Genomic DNA, 21,231 nt, shown 5'->3' on the forward strand with positions numbered 1-21,231 from the left:
GTCAGGATGGGGTAACAACCGATAGGCTTTCCAATCTCAGTCGAGGTCAGGGTTTTGGCTTAACCCGAACTCAGGTTTTATTAGCAAGGGTGCTATGGTTGGCGATCGCCAAGTCGCTTCCTTGTAGCTTTAGGATTGAATTTATAAAATTAGAGCAAGAGCAATGTTATTGAGATTAAGATTGATGGATTGACTCGAAGCCCGAAACAATATCGAGAAGTTCTTCCGTAATCGACGTTTGGCGTTGGTGGTTAAATTCTGCTTGTAGTTCGCTCAAGCGTTCTTGGATATTTTTTTCAGCAATCTGCATTGAAGCCAAACGACTGGCATTTTCACTGGCTAATGACTCCGCACAGGCTCGATAAAGCGAGACAAAGAAATATTGACGAAAGAGAGCAGAAACTAAACGTTCTTGACTCATGGTAAATGCAGGGAGCGTGCGAGAGTTCCATTTTTGCCCTTGCAACTGTCGCAAGCGAGGGAGATTAATGGGAAAAATTTGCTGTTGGTGAGGGCGATAGGTGGCGCTCGAAATGGGACGGTTATTAAACACTAAAATTTGGTCGAGTTGCCGATCGCGTCGCCATGTTTCTAAAGTTAATACAGTTTCTTGCACGATCGGCACGATCCCGGCGATAGATCCTGGTACGATAAAACATCTCTCACTTTTCTGTCCGGCGGCTTCCAAGCGATCGCGAATCCGCGTCCCCACCGTTAACACAATGCAGCGATCGCGAGGAATGGCAAGACTATTGATTTGTTGCTGGGTAAAATCGGCAATACGTTCATTAAACTGACCGCACATCCCCTGATCGGATCCGAAGGCAATTACCCCGAGGCGATGAGTGGGAAAGGGTTTCATGCCGACTAAACTTTCTGGGTTGTTTTTCAGGAGAATTTGCATTCCCATCTCTAAGGTGCGGTTGTACTCGCTCAAGGATGTCACCGCTTTTTCATACTGGCGAATGCTGACGGCGGCCAGTGCTTTCATGGTCTTAACCACGGATTGCAGGTCTTGGGCAGTGTCTATTTTGCGTTTCAGGGCTTCAAGAGTCATTTCAGTTATCAGTTATCATTTATCAGTTATCGGTGAATGTTTAACTCGAGTAAGGCTTGGCGATCGCTTTGACTCAGCTTTTCTCCGGCCTCGATTCGTCGGCAAACCTCGGGTAATTTCTCTACCATTGCTTGGCGTAATGCCCTTTCTGCTGAACTGACTCCTTCTGGGGAATGGCGATCGAATTGTCCTTGAGTTACCGCTAGCAGTACGGCAATTTGCTCGGCTACGGGTATCGGTTCGTATTGGCGCTGTTTGAGGACTTCTCGGACGCGCTGACCTCGTTCTAGGGTTTGGCGAGTGGCCTCGTCCAGTCTCGTCCCAAAGCGAGAGAAGGCCTCTAATTCTTCAAACTGAGAGTAAGAGAGGCGCAGATCTCCGGCAACACTGCGATAGGCAGGCAATTGGGTTTTTCCTCCTACACGAGAAACAGATTTACCAATATCGATCGCGGGTAAAATTCCTTTTTGAAACAAGTCAGGAGTTAAGTAAATCTGACCGTCGGTAATGGAGACGAGGTTGGTGGGAATATAAGCGGATAAATTCTGAGCCTCGGTTTCCACAATGGGTAAAGCAGTCAGGGAACCTCCTCCCAGTTCCGGACGCAGACGGGTGGCGCGTTCCAGCAGGCGGGAATGGATGTAAAAAATATCCCCCGGAAAGGCTTCTCGACCGGGAGGACGACGCAATAAGAGGGATAATTCGCGATAAGCGCGAGCGTGTTGAATGAGATCGTCGTAAACGATGAGAACATCTCGCCCTTGGGCCATGAAGTATTCCGCCATTGTTGTCGCAGCATAGGGGGTAATGTACTGCAATCCGGGGGGGGTTTCTCCACCGGCAACGACGACGATACAATAGTCCATTGCTTCATATTGGTGCAAATCGGCAATGAGTTTGGCCACGGCAGAACTGCGTTGAGCGATCGCGCAATATACGCAGATCGTATCTTTTCCTTTTTGATTCAGGATCGTATCGAGGGCGATCGCAGTTTTTCCCGTTTGGCGATCGCCGAGAATCAATTCTCGCTGTCCTCGACCGATGGGAATCAGGGCATCGATCGCTTTAATCCCGGTTTGCAGGGGGACGGTAACAGGGGCGCGTTCCATGATGGCGGGGGCTTCTCGTTCGATCGGGTGGCGTTCTTGGGTGGAGATCGTCCCCCTGTTGTCCAAGGGACGACCCGTCGCATCGACAATTCGCCCCAGCAATTCCTCACCGACTGGAGCATCCAGCACGCGCCCGGTGCGATAAACCTCACAACCTGCTTTTAATTCCTCACTTTCATCGAGTAAAATGATGCCCACTTCCTCGGGGTCGAGGTTGAAGGCCATCCCCAAGCAATCGCCCGGGAATCGTACCAATTCAGAGGCTTGTACTCTCGGTAAGCCGGCTGCACGGGCAATTCCATTGCCTAAGTAAGTCACCGTTCCTATCTCTTGCGCCTGCAATGGGCTGCGGTGGTTGCTTAAAATGCGATCGGATACCTTGAAAGTAGCATCAAGGACAGTTTTGAGGGATTGGAAGTTGCCGTTCATGTCAGCCTTTTTTGCGATCGAGGTGTTTGCGTGATTTTGTTTTTGTGAGATTTATGTAGATTTCTTTTAAGTTACTAACTGACAAACAATCATCACTCGAGACAGTAATGCTTCAATTCGATAGGAAATAATTTCCAATCCAGCATTGTGAAAATCCTCGAAAATTTCAGGACAACTGGTATCGCTCTCAATGCCATAGGAAAAAAATCGGTACACTATAATGCGATCGCCTCGATTTAAGCATACTATTTTTTTATCCTCTTTAAGATTAAATTCGAGGTGATAATCTTCTTTAAATTGGATTCCTGTTGTATACCCTCCCCATTCTTCATCAAAATTTCCGACAATTTGTACATCGTTGGGATTAACCCCTAAAATCTTGATGAAATACCGACAAGCTGCCGCAGAAATATGAGATTCAAAGTCAAAGTCTTTATTTTTAGAACCCGTATAGTCAACGCCAAAACTGACGCAAAGCCATTCTGAAGGAGTCATTCTTGCGGCAATATTTTTTAAGACCCTAATGCGATCTTTGACATTGCAAAAAGTACCGCCAACATATAAATATAAATTTTCGATTTGTTCGGAAGCGCGATCGCATCGTCTTTCGGCAATACTTTCGGGAATTTTCTCCCGTTCAAAATCCCAAAGATATCCTTGCCAATTCAGAGAGGGAAACCATCCTGTTAATTGAGTGCGGGATAGATCGAGAATCCCTTGGCTAATATCTAAAGCAATGTAAGCATTGAGAATATCGGAGTCGAGAAAGGTTCCTACCAATTTTTTCATCAAACCGGGATTTGCTGCCCCAATATCCACAATATTCCAGCGATCGCACTTCGATTCTGCTTGGAAGAGATGAATACAAATATTTTTCAGAAACTTATCATCGGTTTTGGCACTACTGAGTTTTGCTTTCTCTTGAGCCTCATTAAAGTCTTGCCATTCTTGCACCATATTCCCTTGATAGCAAAATTTGAAGGGAATTTCTTTGTCGGTATCCAGATGATCCACGATTTCAGCAATTTTTTCTGGAGAAAAAACAGAGTAAAATTCCGGCTGGATTGAAGCTGCGATCGCCATTTTTGTAATCAGTAAGTAGTTATTAATTGCATTCTTGAATGCAGTTAAGGAAAGAGATTATAGAGAATCGAGAAATAAATCCCATTTTCTTGTAATGTATTGCGAGAAGTATCAAGATTTGTTAAAGGAATTCCCCAATCAAAACGAACGATTAGATTGTTTCCTTGCTGCCAACGCAGTCCAATACCAACTGACGTTAAGGTATTGGATTCAATTTCAATATTATCATTATTCCAAGCCATGCCAAAATCCACAAAGGGAGCAACTTGCAAAACTCCATTTGAGACCCGAAAAATAGGAATTCGAGCTTCAGCCGAAGCTAAAAAACCATTATCGGCAAAAATAAGATCCTGACGGTATCCTCGCACACTTGCTTGTCCGCCAATGCCAAATTGTTCTAAAGTGAGAAGCGGGCGATCGGATAATTGGATATCTCCTCGCAGGATGAAAAGAATATCAGGATCGATGCGTTTTATCCATTGTGCTTGTCCTCGCCATGAAAAGAAAGCACTATCGGGAGAGGTATCATTTTCAGTCGGATTAAACCAATTTGTCCCCAAACTGAACTGCGATCGCGCTGAAAATACCTCGCTTTGATTGCGTTTTGTCCATTCTTGGAAAAAGCGCAAGGCTGAAACTCTCGTACTTCCATTATTATCTGTTCCTCGGGATGTTAAAGGAATGTCAAATAATCCGATTCTGGACTGACTGGATTGATAAGAATAAATCAAGCCAATTGCTAGTTCTTCGGCGGGGGTTTGTCGCAAGGGTTGGCGCAAGTTTAATTCGTGATACTCGGCATCAGATTTAATCTGTAAAACTGAAAAATTGTTATCAATAATTCGGCTGGTATTATGCCCATAACTATAACGAATTATACCATTAGTTGGGCTGTAAGGCATACTATAGCTAACATCAACACTATTACTGCCATCAGTATTATTATAAAATAGAGCAATGCGATCGCCCCAACCCAATAAGTTAGCTTCAGTGGCACCGATACCGCGCCGAAAACTGCCTACGACAGGCGATCGGTTATTGTTTAATGAAATTGCATAGTTAAAAGTTTTTGCTTCTTTAATTGTCACGTCTAAAATATTTTTTCCGGTTTTCGTTCCAGCAGATAATTCTGAAGATAAATTGACAATTAAAGGATCGCGTTGTAATAGCTGTAGTCCTTCTCGCAACCGATTGATATTTAATGGTTTTTGTACGGCTAAGCCCAAACGACTGCGAATATATTCGGTGTTTAGCCGCCGCGTTCCAATAATATTGATCTCTTCGATTTCACCTTCAATAACTTGCACAATAATTGTTCCGTCGGTTATTTCTTGTTGGGGAATTAATGCTCCAGTGGTAATATATCCTTGTTGATTATATTTTTCTGTAATTAACGAACGAACTTGCAGTAATTCACTGAAAGAAATAGGACGATTAATATAATTTTTTGTCAATTCTGCAAAGTCTTCCGCACTAAAAATTGTACTCCCTCGAACTTCAAATCGGTTGACGACGATTGTACCGGGAACTTCTCCATTGTTTGGTATTGCTGGTGTTGAAGATGGCAGATCGAGGAGATCTGAAGGTGAAGGAAGGGGGATATTTTGTTCGGGTAGGGGTTCTTGGGAAGGCAGATCGGGTGGATCGATTTGTGCTTGTAGAAAGTTGTTCGGTTCGGATTGTTTGTATTCAGTAACATTTAATCGGTTTTCTGTTTTGATTTGAGAAGATCGCGGTGCAATCGTGTTTGATCTTATCCTCTCTTGTGCAAGATTTATCTTAAAACTTTCTCGCGAGAATTCTACCGCTTTAACTTCTAAACTCATCTCTATTGTTAAATACAATAAAGAAAAAGATAGTAGCTTGTTTATTTTTTTTCTTTGTAATAAATCCAGCATGACAAGAAATTTTCAGATCGCAAGAGAAAAACCTTAAAATTTCTCTAGATTGAGGATATTTTAACAGATATTTTCCCAAACTTACGTTCAATTGCCGATCGCCCATTGCCAAGCAAAAAAGGTTAACATTCCGACAACGATCGTGAGTAAGAGATTTTTGCGCCAATAACCGATCGCGATCGCAACAATTGCCCCCACAAGCCGAGCATTAGTATAATTAAAATTAATTGTATTACTATTAGAAATCAAGACTTCTGGAACGACAATTGCAGTAAGAATAGCGGGTGGAATATAGCGTAATGCTTCAATTATTAGCGGAGGAAGTTGAATGCGATCGCTCATCCCTAAAACAAAGTAGCGAATACTAAAGGTAACAACAGCCATGCCTAAAACTAAATAAAATTCCACTTTTTTAATAATAATTATTAATCGGCAATTATCAATCTTGAAAGACTCGATCGACATACATTCCTGCGATAATTCCAGCAAATGCGGCAATCATTAATCCGAGTTTATGAGGGAGAGAATAGCTCAGTAAAGAAGCACAACCCGATACTAAAATAGTAACAAGCATGGGGCGATTTTTAACATAAGGGATAATCATACCGATAAAAGTAACGCTCATGGCAAAATCTAAGCCCCAATGGGCAGCATTAGGAATGAGTTGACCGATCGTTAAGCCCAGAAATGTACACAATTGCCAATTGGTATACATAAAAATCGCCGCACCGAGATAATACCAATGTTTGTAAGGAGAGCGATCGCTTTGATTATAACGATTAATTGCTACTGCAAAGGCTTCATCTGTCAGCCAAAATCCGATCGGGATTTTCCAGCGTTGAGATAAATGTTTGATATGAGGAATTAAACTGACTGCGTAGAGTAAATGGCGTAAATTAACAACAAATGTGGTAAAAATGATGAGTGATAAACTGGTTTGATTTGCTAAAAGTCCCAAGGCAATAAATTGAGAGGAACCCGCAAAAACAAAAGCAGATAGCCCCATTGCACCCCAAAAAGAAAGCCCGCTACTATTGGCTAATGTCCCAAAAATAATACCAAAAGGAATTGCGCCAACAACAAGTGGGAAAATAGCCCTTGCTCCGGCGACAAATTCTTGTACAATAATTGAGTTGCGATCGGAATTCCCCCCAGTCAAATGCTTTAACTCCAGCGTCTAAAAATATGTATCGCGGTTATGAATAGACAATCCTTTTCTACTCTAGCATTTTTGGGCGAGCCAATATTTACTCAACCAATGTATTTGGGTTTCGATTTGCTCAAAACCAACTTCTTGTAAGCGATCGCATAAATCATCTTGCATGTAATCGTGATAAAATGGTTCGTGAAATATACTGGCAAAATTGCTTAATATCGAATCGAATTTTGGGATATCTTCGGCTTGCAAGCTATCGCAAAGGACGAGAATTCCACCGGGCTTTAAGACGCGATAACATTCTGAGAGAATTTGTTTGCGAATGGGTCGCGGGAGTTCGTGAAATAAAAAAGTAGAGGTAACAGCAGTAAAAAAGCGATCGGAATAAGGCAATTCCTCTCCTTTTCCCTTTTTTAAGTTAACACTTTTACCTAATCTTTGTTTGGCTTTTTGTAAATAGGGTTCTGAGAGATCGAGACCATAAAGTGACATTTTGGGAAATGTTTTTTGCAGAAATTGTAGCGATCGCCCGGTTCCACAAGCAATATCTAAAAGATCGCCGCGATCGCTTTTCAATCCAGTTTTTAAAGGTGCGATAATTCGCCGTCTCATGGCATCGGCTGCCCCATTAAAGAGCAATTCTACCTGCAAATCGTAAATATCCGCAGAGCGATCGCTTAAATAGCCGTCGGTTTGAAAATGGAAGTTGCGAAAGTAATATTGAGGATAATCTTGCTCTTGTTTCTCGATTTCGGGAGCAAAATCTTGATACTTTTTCTTCGCGACACGCTGCCATGTTTGCGGATAATCTTGCCAAATTAAAGCGTAAGCCTTGACCAATTCTGCAATATCATTATCAAACAAAATCTCAATGGGATAAATCCCCTTTTGAGCCTCTTGCCAGTCTGTTTCGATTAAGCGATCGCGGTATTCTTTCAGCAAGCGCAAGGCATCGGGAGGGATGGGCTGAGTATTCTTCTCAAAGGACGGAAAGAGCCACTGACGGACTTGAGAGGCGATCTCTTTATGGGTCAGGGCAAATAGTGCCTGTCCGGCTTTAAACGCTGTGTAGGCGTTTTGCTCTAAAGCATTATCGAGTAAATCGAACACGGTGGAAAATTGAAATATTAACTTCTGTTACGTTTTTATAATAAACGTTTTTGTAATGAACAATGAGCAATTATCAATGAGATGCGATCGCAAAGTATGGGTTGAATTTAACGATCTTTTAAGCCGATTTTTAACAACATAGTTGCCCGGCTGACTCCTTCGCGCTCGCCGATACTGGTTAAAGTTAGAGAATTCAAGCGATCGAATAAAGGCTGTCCGGCCAGTTCTAACAAGCGCAAACCCGGAAATTGTGCCTCGAAAAGCGGGCGAACTTTGCGCCAATTGATATAAAGATAGCCATTATTTTCTGAAGGGAGGGGCGCGATCGCATCTTGAAACACCGGACTTTCTGCTAAGGAGGTAAAACTCGGATCTGTCGCTTTAGCGATCGCACCCAAAGAATTCGAGATTAACTCATAATCGTCGATCGCCGTCCGCACTCCTCGCACATCAGCATCGATCTTGCTACCCTTGGCGACAAATTCCGCCCAAATTTTCACGGGTTGTTCCCCTAGGGTAACGATTCCTACATTTAACCCTTGTTCTTGCGCCAAATCGTCCAAATGCGCTAAATTCGCCTCTATATCTGCATTCTCCGCCTCATCACCTTGGGCGACAAATAACCAACGATTTTGACCTTCCGAACCATTGGGTAAGAGAGAGAGAGCATATTCTCCTTTAGCCCAACTGAAAATATCCTCGGGCAGATTTAAGCCCCAAGGCTCTTGCCAGCGATCGACCGCACTCACTAATAAATCAGAAATAGGACTATTTTCCCCAAAACCTGTGAGAATTTGCTGCCAAAATCCCTTTAAATCAATACCTGCTGCCGTTAGAATTGTTTGTGAGGGCAAATAATTTAAGGCTTGGATCGGTTCGGAAAGCAAAGGATGAGACGCTTCTGATTTCACTACCCCAGAAAGGGCGCTTTGAGCCAGCAATCCTTGCGGATCGAGGGCAAAGGCTAGGGTTAAAGTCGGGGTGGGTTCTGTGGGTTCGCCTTCGAGGTCTTTCGTTAACGCAAGGAGATTCACATAAGCGACACTAATGCGAGGCATCTCGATGCTTGCCAAGGCTGCTTGATAATTCTCTGAATTGGCGAGATTAATGCTGGCGGCTTGTACATTATTAATGGCATCTCGTAACACTTTCGGATGATTGGCAAACAGGACGTAGCGATCGCCAACAACCGCACTAGCAAGGGGCGTTTCTCCGGTTTGGCGCGATCGCGTATAAATCAAGTTCACCCCCTGATAGGGTTCAAACACGAGATCCGCATCCCCCGCGATCGCACTGCGAGAGAAAAACAATTGTAAAAATTCTTTGGCATATTCCCCATCTTTGGCCGAGACAACCAGTAAATAGCCAGCTTTACGTCCGTTTTCCGGGTCGCGATCGTAGTCGAGAGAGGTCATCGCCACCGTCACTTCATTCCCCAACCAGCCTTTCACATCGGCGTAATAGTTCAAGTTCGTTTTTGCCAACAACCCAGATTTAATTTCATCGAGTTCTCGCCGCGATCGCCGTCTCTGAGAGAGGGGCGTTTCCAATTGTAAGAGGGCTTCCAAGCGATCGGGATTCACCAGTAGCGACACCATCGCCGGAGCCTGTGCGGGAACAAAAATCGCCCCCTCCGGACTCGATCTAGAGCCGCCATCTTTCAAACTGAGGGGACTTTGTGCCAAGACCCAAAACAGGCCGCCAGCCGCCACAGAGAGAAAAACGACAGCAACAGCGATAAGAACGAGAAAGAGAGAACGCAGTCTCATGGGGAACTCCGATTGCAATGCACTTCCATTATTTCACTCTTGGGTTTTTTGCCAAAACGAGTTAACATGATTAAAAAGTCAACGAAACCGACATCAGTGAAGACAGACTGATGTACTAAACTGGATTTGTGTTTACAATAAACGCAATCCGATCGGCTAACCCCAAGCGAAAGTTCTAGAAATTATTATCGTCGAGGCATTATATGGCTACTATCTCTCAGAATCCCGAAAAAGAAAAGGCACTTAAATTAGTTCTCAATCAAATCGAGCGCAATTTTGGTAAGGGCGCGATCGTGCGTTTGGGGGATGCGACCCGAATGCGGGTGGAAACCATCTCCACTGGGGCATTAACCTTAGATTTGGCCTTGGGCGGTGGTTTGCCCAAGGGTCGAATTGTGGAGATCTACGGGCCGGAAAGTTCCGGTAAAACAACCTTGGCACTGCACGCGATCGCCGAGGTGCAAAAGGCAGGTGGTGTCGCAGCCTTTGTGGATGCGGAACACGCCCTCGATCCGGCTTATTCTGCGGCTTTGGGGGTAGATATTGAAAACCTGCTGGTGGCGCAACCGGATACGGGGGAATCGGGTTTGGAAATTGTCGATCAATTGGTGCGATCTGCTGCGGTTGATATCGTTGTCGTGGACTCTGTGGCGGCCCTCGTCCCTCGGGCGGAAATTGAAGGAGAAATGGGCGATATACAAGTAGGCTTACAAGCGCGGCTGATGAGTAAAGCTCTACGGAAAATTGCCGGGAATGTGGGTAAATCGGAATCCACGATTATTTTCCTCAATCAGTTACGGCAAAAAATCGGCATTACTTATGGTAGTCCGGAAGTAACGACAGGAGGAAATGCGCTTAAGTTTTATGCTTCAGTGCGTTTGGACATTCGTCGTATTCAAACCCTGAAAAAAGGCAGTGAAGGAGAATATGGGATTCGCGCTAAAGTGAAGGTCGCAAAAAATAAGGTCGCACCTCCGTTTCGTATTGCTGAATTTGATATTATTTTTGGTAGTGGAATATCTAGTTTGGGTTGCGTGTTGGATTTGGCGGAACAAACCGATGTGGTCGTGCGAAAAGGAGCGTGGTACAGCTATAAAGGAGATAATATTGCTCAAGGTCGCGATAATGCGGTGAAATATTTAGAAGCAAATCCTGCGATCGCCGAGGAAGTTTCCCAACAAGTGCGAGAGAAACTGATGGCAGGGGCAGAGGTTTCGGCGAATTCCGTAGCGGCTGCGGCTGAGGCTGAGGCGAAGAAAGCCAAGGAAAAAGAAAAGGAAGAAAAACAGAAAGAAGAAACAACAAATAATTCCGTTATGCTTGTGCCTGAAACTAACAATTCTGGGACTGCTAAGCGAGGACGGAAACCGAAAGTAACGGCGGTGAAAGAAGAGGAATAAAAAAATGTAGGGATGTAAAATTTTATATCCCTACATTTTTATGGTTGAGAAAAATTGCCTTTCCGATCTAATATTTAAGGGCAATTATCGTTTCTTATTTCTCCGTTAGGCATAGTAGTATTGCAGAGTATAGCAATACCTAAATTAGTACCAGCTAAATTTGCATTCGTTAAATTTGCATTTGTTAAATCAGTGCCAGATAAATTAGCATTCGTTAAGTTGGCATTGCTCAAGTTGGCTTCTCTTAAAATGGTACGCCTTAAAATAGACTCAATTAAGTTGGCCCTTTCTAAGTTCGTCCTGTTTAAGTGAGCAGCTCTTAAGTGAGCAGCTTTTAAGTTGACCCGCCTTAAGTTTTCCTCTACCAAATTAGCCCTCACTAAGCTAGCACCTGTAAAGTTGGAACCTTGTAAGTCAACATTTCTTAAGTCGGCATCTGTTAAGCTAGCACCTGTAAAGTTGGAACCTTGTAAGTCAACATTTCTTAAGTTGGCATCTGTTAAGTTAGCGCCTGTAAAGTTGCATGCTCTCAAACTGGAATCAACTAAGTTGGCATTTGTTAAGTTTGCTTCAATAAACTTAGTTCCAATCGATCTTATATTCCCCCAGAAGGCTTTAACCAATCTAGCTCTGCTCAGGTCAGCTAGAGTCAACTCAGCTCTATTAAATTGGGACAAAGTTAAATTAGCTCCACTTAAATCAGCCTTAGTCATTTGAGCATCCTCCACCTTTGCCTCTATTAGCTTTACTCCACTTAAATTAGCATAAACAAGATCGACATCATCTAAGTTAGCATTGCTCAAGTCAGCATTGCTCAAGTCAGCATCTCTTAAATTGGTATCATTAAGATTTACTCTACGTAGATCTGTTCGGCTCAAGTCAGCCCAAGTTAAGTCACATTGTTGACATCTGTTCGTGGCTGCCAGTCTAACATATAAGTCATTTAAAGAATAAGCAGATGCAGTAGGTGCAAGCCATGCTAAGGCGGCGATAAGAACCGCCGCGATCGCGAGAATTTTGTGTTTCATTATTTTTTCTTACTCTAGATAGTATTCAATATATCACCTGAAAATTTATCGTCAAGAGAACGGGAATTAAATTCACAAAAATAAAATTAAGTTTAATTAATAACTTTCCAGAGAAAATTAAACTTAGAGTTTTATCGATCGATCTACCTACTTGGGGAAACTTTCTCAATTTTTAACCCCGAATGCTCGCTAAAGTTGATACTGGATGACACGCGATCGCCAGTTTTTTTAATTGTTTATTGTTTCGGGCAATATTTCTTTAACTCCACCAAAGTTATTAATAATCACCGGATGAACAGAAGAAATTTTAGACGATTTGTATTGCCAATACTTATGAGTTTTAAAAGTATGAATTTTATCCTCGCGATCGCTAAAATCAATAAAATAAGTTTCCTTTTTTTTTAATCGTTCCCAAGATTCCGGTTCGCGAATTTTCGGCCAGCGAACGGGTCGATAATTATTCCCTTTTAATCGTTCTGTTTTAAATGTTTGCCAGCCACAGCTATCTTCATCGCATTCTTCGCGTTGTAGCATAACCTTTCGTTCCCAATGTTTGTCAACAATAGACATTGTATCGCTAAATTTAGGCTGATTTCCCCACAAAGAATAAAGAGACGCGATCGCCAGAAATAAAAGTAATAAAACCAGCCAAAACCAGTTAAGATAATCCGTATTTTGATTAGACATTAAAATTATTCCTCAAAACTAAACCTATTTTAACCGATCGCTCTGGGAACGAAGTCAGGCGATCGCTTTCCCTTAAGTCTCTTGCTTTGCCAATTTTTTAACCCAGAAACGTTCTTGTAAGGGATAGATAACAACAATTAAAGCCGAGGCAATATACCAAGCATAAGGATGAATCCAACCTACCGCGATCGCCAATAACATGACCGAGGGTTCTATCAAAGATTGTCGCGAGATTTTGGCAATTTCCTCATCAGAGATATCCTCAGAAACTAGCCTGCGATCGTGAACCGCATAACGCCAATTGAAAAAAGAAAAGATTCCCACAAAAAAGACAACCAAGCTGTAAAGAACTTGAATCAGATAATCTTCCGGATAATAACTCAATAAATCGTTTGCGTAAGGAATGAGAACGATAAAAAGCAAAGAAAATAGCTGCAACCAAATATGAACTTGATTCGTTTTTCGATAATGCTTAAACTGTTCTAAGTGAGAAGTCCAATAGAATGCCACCAACACAAAAGATGTTAAATAAATTCCTAATGAAGGAAGTTGTGCTGTGAGGAATTGCAACAGTTCTTGTCGATGCAAATTTTCTGGCGGAAAATTGAAGGTTAAAACCATGATGGTCATGGCCGTCGCAAAAATCAAATCACTGAGGAGTTCTAGACGATGGAGTGGGAAGAAAAAATCATTGCGATCGCTGGACATATTTCAATTAAGGCTTTCTTTACAGTACAATTTCCACTCGAGTCTACACGCATGGTAACAGAGCAGCATTTTTTTGCCCGAAGTGCAACTCTAGACTAGGATTATTTTATCTTAATTTAATCATTGGCCTTGCTTTTTTTCAGGAATTCTGCTAAAAACATCCGCTAAATGGACAAATTTTTCGGAACAAATCCCAAATCATTCGGATCGAAGACAAAAGCGGTGCAAAAACAATATTTAGAGGTTACTTCCCCGTTAAATTAACGTATGAAAAGAACATTTGCCCTACTCTCCCTCGGACTCGGATTGGCGTTTACAACTCCTCATTTAGAGGCTGAAGCCCGACCCCTTGAATGGTCGAATCCCCAGCACAATTCATCATTAGGTTACGACGAGCAACTCTGGCGCAGTTTCCGGGGCGCTGGCGATAAAAATGCCCTGATACAATCTATCAATAACAGCCTGCGCTACTTAAACACCCCCAAAGCCGCAGAAGTCTACAGCAATTATCCCGTTCGCTGGATTACTCGCGATCGCGTCCGTCGTTCCCTCGTGCGCTTCCGTCAACTGGTTCAGCAAGCACGCAGCCCCCAAGAATTACAAGCCGCCGTCAAGCGAGAATTTGTCTTTTATCGCTCCACCGGGCGAGATAATCGCGGGACGGTATATTTTACCGGCTATTACGAACCCATTTATCAAGCCAGCCGCGTTCCGACAGAAGAATATCGCTATCCCCTCTATCGCCGTCCGGGGAACTTAGAGCAATGGCGTACCCCTCACCCCCATCGCGCCCAACTGGAAGGAGCAGACGGAACCGGCAAAAATAGCCTCTTGCGCGGCTCAGAATTGGTGTGGTTGCGCGATCGCCTCGAAGCCTTTCTCGTCCACATTCAAGGCTCAGCTAAGTTCAAATTAGCGGGTGGCGGCACCATGAGCGTCGGCTATCACGGCAGTACGGACTATCCTTACGTGAGCGTCGGACAAGCCATGATTCGCGATGGGTTGCACCCTCGAGATGGGTTTACCCTGCCCAAAATGATTAATCTTTTCCGTCAGCGTCCCTATCTGCTCGATCGCTATATTCCCCAAAACGATCGCTTTATTTTCTTCCGCAACACCAACGGTGCGCCCGCTTCGGGGAGTTTGAGCGTTCCCGTCACGGCCGATCGCTCCATTGCCACGGATAAAGCTTTAATGCCCCCAGGTGCCTTAGCCTTGATTGATACGAAAATTCCTATCCCCGACAGTCGAGGACGGATGCAAGCCCCTCGGGTCAGTCGCTATGTTTTGGATCAAGACGCAGGCAGTGCCATTAAAACCCCGGGTCGCGTGGATGTTTTCATGGGAACGGGAGAAGTTGCCGGAAACAGGGCGGGTGTTATGGGTTATCGGGGTTCATTGTATTACTTAATGTTGAAAGAATAAGCTCAAAATTTCCCTTTGAGACAATTCACGAGCCATTATTTTTGTAGAGATGTTGCGGGCAATGTCTCTACAAATTTTTGTTCGGCTGACCTTCGCTAAAATAGAATAAAGTTCTTCTTCAAGCTAGTCGTTATGGCCGCGATCTCACCTCCTCTCGAACAGTCCTTGCGTCTGTGGACGGTAAAAGAATATCACCGCATGGCGGAGGCTGGTATTTTAAAAGCCGACGAACCTGTAGAATTAATTGCCGGACAAATTATTCGCAAGATGAGTCCTCAAAAATCTTCTCATGCAGCGGCCATTACGCGAACGGAAAGACAATTCAGAAATGGTTTGAGCGATCGAGCTTTATTGCGAATTCAACTTCCCATTGAGTTGAGTCCATATTCAGAACCCGAACCGGATATTACTCTCGTGCAAACCGATCCGAGAGACTATGTAGATCGTCATCCGATCGCATTACAAGTGTATTTAGTGATTGAAATTGCCGATACAACCTTGAGCAGAGATTGCGGACTAAAAGCAAAAACGTATGCCAATACCGGAATTGTAGATTATTGGGTATTAGATGTAGAAAATCGTCAACTTCATCTCTTCCGAGATCCGACCCCAGAAGGCTATGAGCGAGTAGATATTCTCTCGGAAAATGATGTGGTATCCCCTTTACAGTTTCCTGAAGTTGCGATCGCTATCCAAGACATTTTACCCCCTGTTTAATCGGGTTTATCAATGGCACATTGACTTTTAAGACAGCGATCGCGCTCCTGTGGGGATCGTAAATCATGCCAAAATTGAGCAGAAATTTGCCAAGTTCCGGAAAGTCTGTCACAATTCTGCCAACATCATTCGTTAAAGTAAAGAAAGAAAGGTTCGTGACTATAACGCAATCAGAATGAATTCCTCCTCCATTGCCGTGCGAGAACTCCCTCTTTTCCCCCTGCCCGATGTGGTGCTGTTTCCGAGTCGTCCCCTACCCCTGCACATCTTTGAATTTCGCTATCGGATTATGATGAACACCATCCTCGAGAGCGATCGCCGCTTTGGAGTCTTAATGTTGGATCCGACACAAAATGAAATTGCGGCTGTAGGGTGTTGTGCGGAAGTGATTCATTTTCAACGCCTTCCCGACGATCGCATGAAAATCCTAACCTTGGGACAACAGCGTTTTCGCGTCTTGGAATACGTGCGCGAAAAACCCTATCGCGTGGGTTTAGTTGAATGGATAGAAGACAAACCGACCTCAGAAGACCTCCGTTCTACTGCTACCGAAGTCGAACAATTATTGCGAGATGTGGTGCGGCTGTCGGCCAAACTCACCGATCGCAAAATTGAGCTCCCCGACGATCTACCCAATTTACCCCTAGAGTTATCCTATTGGGTCGCCAGTAACCTCTATGGGGTTGCCTCCGAACAACAGATGCTCTTAGAAATGGTAGACACGGGAGAACGCTTAACGCGAGAAATCGAGATTTTAACCTCAACGCGCAATCATTTAGCCGCAAGGACGGCATTAAAAGATGTTTTAAATTAGTGGGGAAGACGGGTGATGCTGAGACGTAGACACGACTCCCCTAACTTCCCCATCTTCTCCATCAAAAACCTTACCGTCCTGAATGGTGTAAAGGTCGTAGCGTCCAAAAATTTTGAGAACTTCGACATATTGTCGCAATTCCGCTAAGGCCTCTTGGACTTTATCGGTATTGCGATCGCTTTCCAGATCGATGAAAAAGAGGTATTCTCCCAGCGATCGCTTGGTGGGACGAGACTCGATCCGACTGAGATTGATATCTCGACGGGCAAATACTTGTAGGGGTTTCATTAACGCTCCCGGAACGTTCGCGGGAACGCTAAAAGCAAGGGAAATATAGCCCCCGCGCTCGGTTTTCGGCCAGCCCACCACCCAAAAACGAGTGCAATTGCCTTGGCGATCGTTGGTATCCTTGGCAAGAATAGGAAGATTGTACAATTTGGCGGCACGTTCTGAGGAAATGGCAGCTCCTGTTTTATCCTCTTTTAAATGTTCGAGGGCTTCGGTTGTCGAGTTACTGGCAATTTGCTGTACGGTCGGTAAATATTGATTGAGCCAATTTTGACATTGGGCGAGGGCCTGAGGATGAGAATAAACAGCTTTAATGGATGCTAAAGTGGGAGCGCGAGAAATGAGAGCATGGACAATGGGTAAGATAAGTGCTTGTTGAATATTTAACCCTTCTAACTGCCATAATGTATCGAGAGTCGTGGTAACGCTACCGTGGATTAAATTTTCTACAGGAACCACAGCGAGATCGGCTTGTTTATTCGCAACGGCGTGTAAAGTTTGAGCAATGGTAGGATACGGACATAAAAATGATTTTTGACCGGTTTCGCGGTCGCAAAGCTTGGCATTAGCCGTATCGCGCCAATCTGCATAAGCTAAAGCGGTCGTTTCTGTATAAGTTCCCGCAGGTCCTAAGTGAGCAATCGAAATTGTCATTTTATCAATAAACCAGTAATATGCAAAACTCGACTCCTTCGTTAAATCTCCGTCCAGCGAAACCGGAAGATGTGCCGACGATCTTTTCTTTAATTAAAGCACTTGCCGAGTACGAACGACTATCCCATGAAGTGACCGGGAATATTACCGATTTACAAGAACATTTATTTGGCGATCGCCCCTATATTGAGGCAATTCTCGCGGAATGGGAAGGAGAAAGCGTCGGTTTTGCTTTATTTTTCTGCAACTATTCAACTTTTTTAACTCAACCCGGACTCTATCTCGAAGACTTATTTGTTTTACTCGATTATCGCCGTCGAGGGATCGGTAAAAAAATGTTTCAATATTTAGCACAATTAGCTGTCGATCGCCAATACGGACGCTTTGAATGGAATGTTTTAGAGTGGAATGAACCCGCGATCGCATTTTACAAAAGTATGGGAGCAATGATTCTCGATGATTGGCGAACTTGTCGGGTAACTGGGGAAAATTTATGCGCTCTTGCTGAGATTCAATAAACTTCTGTATGGGTTATCTGCCTAAACTTCAATTACTTCAGATATCGGGAAAGAAATTGTTACTGTTGTACCGCAATCTTTCCCCGCACTTTCTAATTTAATTTCCCCGTCCATCAACTCCAGCCAACTTTTAGCAATAACCAATCCCAACCCTAATCCTTCGTAACTTCGAGTTGTAGAACTGTCAAGCATGACAAACGGTTGAAAGAGGTGAGATTGCTTTTCGGGTTCGATCCCAATTCCCGTATCTTGAATGATAACAACTGCCTTGTTTTGTTGTTTTTGTCGCTGGGTTATTATCGTAATCTCTCCAGATTTAGTGAATTTGATAGCATTATCAATAACATTTAAAAAAGTTTGCGTGAGTTTGATTCCATCACCCCGAACAAACAAAGGTTCTGGGAAATTTTGATAGTTTAAAATGAGCTTTTTTTGTTGTAATCGATGCAAATGAATATCGATCGCAGATTTTAAAGATATTCGCACATCGAGATCTTGTAAATCTAATTGCATTCTCCTTGCTTTGATTTTAGCAATATCGAGAATACTATTAATTGTTTTGAGTAAATGTAAAGCTGATTCATTCGCTATTTTCAGATTTTCTGTCTCTTCTTCTCGATTGTCGCAAAATCCTTCTAAAATCAACTGTAATGCCCCCAAAATTCCATTTAAAGGATTGCGAAGTTCGTGGGACATAATCATCAAGAATTCATCTTTTAAGCGATCGATTTCCTGCAAAGCAATATTCTTTTCTTTTAAAACTTCCAAGAGATTTTCTGTTTGTAGATTGGCTTGTTCTAATTCTTCTGTCCGTTGTTTAACACGCTCTTCTAAGTTTTGATTGAGGGATTTCAAGGCATTATTTGCTTTTTTTAATTTTAATTGATGTTCGACTCGCGCTAAAACCTCCAACTCTTGAAAAGGCTTTGTCACATAGTCGGCACCACCCAACTTAAAAGCGCGAACTTTATCCATTGGTTCGTCAAGGGCGCTGATAAAAATAATTGGAATGTTACAAAGAAGAGGAGATTGTTTAATGCGATCGCAAAATTCATACCCATCCATTTCGGGCATTTGAATATCGAGTAAAATCAAATCGGGCGGATTTCTCTGCACGTTTTCCAAAGCACGAGATCCTCGCAAAAATGTTCGGACTCGATATTGCTTTTCTTGTAAAATAGCAGTGAGAACTCGAATATTATTGGGAGTATCATCAACAATCAAAATTTCTGGGTTTTGATCTATATTGTTGAGGGCATTCATATTTTTTATGGGTTGTTTTTGGTCTGCATCGAGGGATTCGTAGGATTCACCCGCATTCCCGTCGGGAGCAGCGAAGTCAAAGCCGAGCGAAGAATTTCGCGATCGCCTCTTATCCCTCGTTAATAATTAGTCAGCAACTCGTCAGTCATTGCAAAATTTGCCGTCACATTCTGCACATCATCCAACGATTCTAAAGCATCAATTAACTTCAACAGCGATCGCGCTTGTTCCGGATCGCCAATTTCGACAGTATTACTCGGAATCCAGCGTATTTCTGCTTCTTTAACAGGAAAGGCTTTATCCTGTAACATTTGTGAAAGTAAGTTTAAATTATCAATTTCCGTAAAAACTTCTGCTCCGCAAGTGTCTTCCTCTGCGATTAATTCATAGGTTTCTGCTCCCCCTTCGACAGAAGTTTCTAAAAGTTTCTCTTCTTCCACCTTTCCTTCTAATAAGATAACTCCCTTTTTCTCAAACATCCAACTCACGCACCCCGTTTCACCGAGATTACCGCCATTCTTGTTAAATGCCGATCGCAAGTCCGCCGCCGTGCGATTGCGATTATCAGTAAAGGCCTCAATTAAAATCGCGATACCCCCAAGTCCATAACCTTCATAACGGACTTCTTCAAAGCGAGCTTCATCATCTTTATAGGTTCCTGCACCCTTAGCAATGGCGCGATCGATATTATCATTAGGAATTCCCGCCGCTTTTGCCTTCTCGATCGCCGTGCGGAGTTGAAAATTTCCTGCGGGGTCTGGAATCCCATTCCGTGCAGCCACGATAATTGCTCGAGATAATTGGGTAAAGGTTTTCCCTTTTTTCGCATCAACTCTTGCTTTTTGGCGTTTGATATTTGCCCATTTACTATGACCGGCCATAATGCGAAAACCTCCAGTTGTAACGGATTGTATCTGTTTTAACCTTAAATCTTATGTTACTGGTTGTAGCGCAATAAATGTGTTGTAGACTACTGAAGTTTCCCTTTATTTTATAAAGAAACCATGAAGCGCAGAAATTTTATTACCAATACCGCGATCGGGGCGACCACGGCAGCAACATTAGCCGCTTGCAGTCCCACGAGTACCCCTTCAAGCAAGGAAGGAGACAGTAGCTTACCCAAGATAGAATGGCGTATGGCCACAAGCTGGCCTCTCTCTCTCGATACCATTTATGGAGGGGCGACAACCACTTGCGATCGCGTTAGGGCAATGACTGGCGGACGCTTTGACATTACCCCCTACCCGGGAGGAGAAATTGTCGGCGGTTTGGAAGTTTTCGATGCCGTCCAAAATGGGGCAGTAGAATGCGGTCATACGGCAAGTTACTACTATATTGGTAAGAGTCCAGCCTTGGCTTTTGGTACCTCAGTTCCTTTCGGTTTAACTGCCCAACAACAGAACGCTTGGCTTTATCATGGGGGCGGTTTAGAAGCCATGCGAAAAATTTACGCTGATTTTAATATTATTAATTTTCCCGCCGGCAATACCGGAGCGCAAATGGGAGGATGGTTCAAACGAGAAATTAATACGCCGGAAGATCTCAAAGGTTTAAAAATGAGAATTCCGGGGTTAGGAGGAAAAGTGATGGAACGCTTGGGGGTTAATGCTCAAGCCTTGCCGGGAGGAGAGATTTTTGTTGCCCTCGATCGCGGTGCCATTGATGCGGCTGAATGGGTTGGACCCTACGATGATGAGAAATTAGGGTTATACAAAGCCGCTAAATTTTATTATTATCCGGGTTGGTGGGAACCGGGTCCCACGTTAGATGTTTTCGTGAATCAAGAGGCTTGGGAAACACTTCCTAAGATATATCAAGAAATCTTACAAACAGCGACCTATGAAGCCAATATGAATATGTTGGCAAAATACGATGCCTTAAATCGAGATGCGTTGCAAACCCTACAGGAAGAACATGGAGTGCAGTTGAGGGAATATTCTCAAGATATTCTCAAAGCAGCACAAACCGCAGCCTTTGAATTGTACGAAGAAAGTGCGAGTGACGATCCGACTTTTAAAGAGGTTTACGAACCATGGAAACAGTTCCGCGATCGCATTTCTTTCTGGAATAGTATCAACGAATTAAGCATTGCTAGTTTTATTGCGAATAATAAGTAGC

At 43.4% G+C, this 21,231-nt stretch carries 19 protein-coding genes and 1 pseudogene; 6 read left to right on the forward strand and 14 right to left on the reverse strand.

The window, feature by feature from the left end; translation table 11 throughout:
• Nucleotides 1–175: 175 nt before the first annotated feature.
• The 8 genes from AC6RV6_RS21670 to AC6RV6_RS21705 form a co-directional block, all read right to left on the reverse strand.
• Complete coding sequence (locus AC6RV6_RS21670; RefSeq protein WP_500242964.1) at nucleotides 176–1,057, reverse strand: F0F1 ATP synthase subunit gamma; 882 nt, start codon at nucleotides 1,055–1,057, stop codon at nucleotides 176–178.
• Between the two features lie 26 nt (nucleotides 1,058–1,083).
• Entirely contained in the window at nucleotides 1,084–2,595 is a 1,512-nt protein-coding gene (locus AC6RV6_RS21675; RefSeq protein WP_500242965.1) for an alternate F1F0 ATPase, F1 subunit alpha, read from the reverse strand.
• A 66-nt stretch (nucleotides 2,596–2,661) separates the two neighbouring features.
• Nucleotides 2,662–3,678, reverse strand: coding sequence for an L-histidine N(alpha)-methyltransferase (locus tag AC6RV6_RS21680; RefSeq protein ID WP_500242966.1), 1,017 nt, complete (start codon nucleotides 3,676–3,678; stop codon nucleotides 2,662–2,664).
• Between the two features lie 44 nt (nucleotides 3,679–3,722).
• Nucleotides 3,723–5,504: a ShlB/FhaC/HecB family hemolysin secretion/activation protein gene (locus AC6RV6_RS21685; protein WP_500242967.1), complete on the reverse strand. Its 1,782-nt coding sequence runs from the start codon at nucleotides 5,502–5,504 to the stop codon at nucleotides 3,723–3,725.
• 159 nt (nucleotides 5,505–5,663) lie between these two features.
• Entirely contained in the window at nucleotides 5,664–5,984 is a 321-nt protein-coding gene (locus AC6RV6_RS21690; RefSeq protein WP_500242968.1) for an AzlD domain-containing protein, read from the reverse strand.
• Nucleotides 5,985–6,015: 31 nt separating this feature from the next.
• Nucleotides 6,016–6,735 (reverse strand): AzlC family ABC transporter permease, encoded by a 720-nt coding sequence (locus tag AC6RV6_RS21695; protein ID WP_500242969.1) that lies wholly within the window; start codon nucleotides 6,733–6,735, stop codon nucleotides 6,016–6,018.
• Nucleotides 6,736–6,798: 63 nt separating this feature from the next.
• Nucleotides 6,799–7,842: a class I SAM-dependent methyltransferase gene (locus AC6RV6_RS21700; RefSeq protein ID WP_500242970.1), complete on the reverse strand. Its 1,044-nt coding sequence runs from the start codon at nucleotides 7,840–7,842 to the stop codon at nucleotides 6,799–6,801.
• A 107-nt stretch (nucleotides 7,843–7,949) separates the two neighbouring features.
• Nucleotides 7,950–9,611: a DUF3352 domain-containing protein gene (locus AC6RV6_RS21705; protein ID WP_500242971.1), complete on the reverse strand. Its 1,662-nt coding sequence runs from the start codon at nucleotides 9,609–9,611 to the stop codon at nucleotides 7,950–7,952.
• A gap of 203 nt (nucleotides 9,612–9,814) precedes the next feature.
• Here AC6RV6_RS21705 and recA point away from each other — a divergent pair.
• Nucleotides 9,815–10,819: pseudogene (gene recA / locus AC6RV6_RS21710) on the forward strand (recombinase RecA); the annotation flags it as partial.
• A 266-nt stretch (nucleotides 10,820–11,085) separates the two neighbouring features.
• On the opposite strand, the gene AC6RV6_RS21715 reads toward recA, so the two are convergent.
• From AC6RV6_RS21715 to AC6RV6_RS21725, 3 genes are all read right to left on the reverse strand, one after another.
• On the reverse strand, nucleotides 11,086–12,039 hold the full coding sequence (locus AC6RV6_RS21715; RefSeq protein ID WP_500242972.1) for a pentapeptide repeat-containing protein: 954 nt from the start codon (nucleotides 12,037–12,039) through the stop codon (nucleotides 11,086–11,088).
• 228 nt (nucleotides 12,040–12,267) lie between these two features.
• Nucleotides 12,268–12,726: a hypothetical protein gene (locus AC6RV6_RS21720; RefSeq protein WP_500242973.1), complete on the reverse strand. Its 459-nt coding sequence runs from the start codon at nucleotides 12,724–12,726 to the stop codon at nucleotides 12,268–12,270.
• Between the two features lie 72 nt (nucleotides 12,727–12,798).
• Nucleotides 12,799–13,434 (reverse strand): TMEM175 family protein, encoded by a 636-nt coding sequence (locus AC6RV6_RS21725; RefSeq protein WP_500242974.1) that lies wholly within the window; start codon nucleotides 13,432–13,434, stop codon nucleotides 12,799–12,801.
• Nucleotides 13,435–13,701: 267 nt separating this feature from the next.
• Here AC6RV6_RS21725 and mltA point away from each other — a divergent pair, with 267 nt between their 5' ends.
• From mltA to AC6RV6_RS21740, 3 genes are all read left to right on the forward strand, one after another.
• Nucleotides 13,702–14,859, forward strand: a complete 1,158-nt coding sequence (mltA, locus tag AC6RV6_RS21730; RefSeq protein ID WP_500242975.1) for a murein transglycosylase A — start codon at nucleotides 13,702–13,704, stop codon at nucleotides 14,857–14,859.
• A 132-nt stretch (nucleotides 14,860–14,991) separates the two neighbouring features.
• Nucleotides 14,992–15,576 (forward strand): Uma2 family endonuclease, encoded by a 585-nt coding sequence (locus AC6RV6_RS21735; RefSeq protein ID WP_500242976.1) that lies wholly within the window; start codon nucleotides 14,992–14,994, stop codon nucleotides 15,574–15,576.
• Nucleotides 15,577–15,751: 175 nt separating this feature from the next.
• Nucleotides 15,752–16,390, forward strand: coding sequence for an LON peptidase substrate-binding domain-containing protein (locus AC6RV6_RS21740; protein WP_500242977.1), 639 nt, complete (start codon nucleotides 15,752–15,754; stop codon nucleotides 16,388–16,390).
• Here the strand turns inward: AC6RV6_RS21740 and pheA are convergent.
• Nucleotides 16,382–17,332: a prephenate dehydratase gene (gene pheA, locus AC6RV6_RS21745; protein ID WP_500242978.1), complete on the reverse strand. Its 951-nt coding sequence runs from the start codon at nucleotides 17,330–17,332 to the stop codon at nucleotides 16,382–16,384. The two genes, AC6RV6_RS21740 and pheA, sit on opposite strands and share 9 nt — an antisense overlap.
• Before the next feature lie 20 nt (nucleotides 17,333–17,352).
• Here pheA and AC6RV6_RS21750 point away from each other — a divergent pair, with 20 nt between their 5' ends.
• On the forward strand, nucleotides 17,353–17,850 hold the full coding sequence (locus AC6RV6_RS21750) for a GNAT family N-acetyltransferase (protein ID WP_500242979.1): 498 nt from the start codon (nucleotides 17,353–17,355) through the stop codon (nucleotides 17,848–17,850).
• A 21-nt stretch (nucleotides 17,851–17,871) separates the two neighbouring features.
• Here AC6RV6_RS21750 and AC6RV6_RS21755 read toward each other — a convergent pair whose 3' ends face one another.
• A complete protein-coding gene (locus AC6RV6_RS21755; protein WP_500242980.1) occupies nucleotides 17,872–19,113 on the reverse strand; it encodes a hybrid sensor histidine kinase/response regulator in 1,242 nt (413 codons plus the stop codon).
• A gap of 119 nt (nucleotides 19,114–19,232) precedes the next feature.
• Nucleotides 19,233–19,994 (reverse strand): YebC/PmpR family DNA-binding transcriptional regulator, encoded by a 762-nt coding sequence (locus AC6RV6_RS21760; RefSeq protein ID WP_500242981.1) that lies wholly within the window; start codon nucleotides 19,992–19,994, stop codon nucleotides 19,233–19,235.
• Between the two features lie 123 nt (nucleotides 19,995–20,117).
• Between AC6RV6_RS21760 and AC6RV6_RS21765 the strand changes: the two genes are divergently transcribed.
• Nucleotides 20,118–21,230, forward strand: a complete 1,113-nt coding sequence (locus AC6RV6_RS21765; protein WP_500242982.1) for a TRAP transporter substrate-binding protein — start codon at nucleotides 20,118–20,120, stop codon at nucleotides 21,228–21,230.
• Nucleotide 21,231: the final 1 nt, after the last annotated feature.

The sequence above is a fragment of the Spirulina sp. LEGE 11439 genome, from assembly GCF_059821285.1.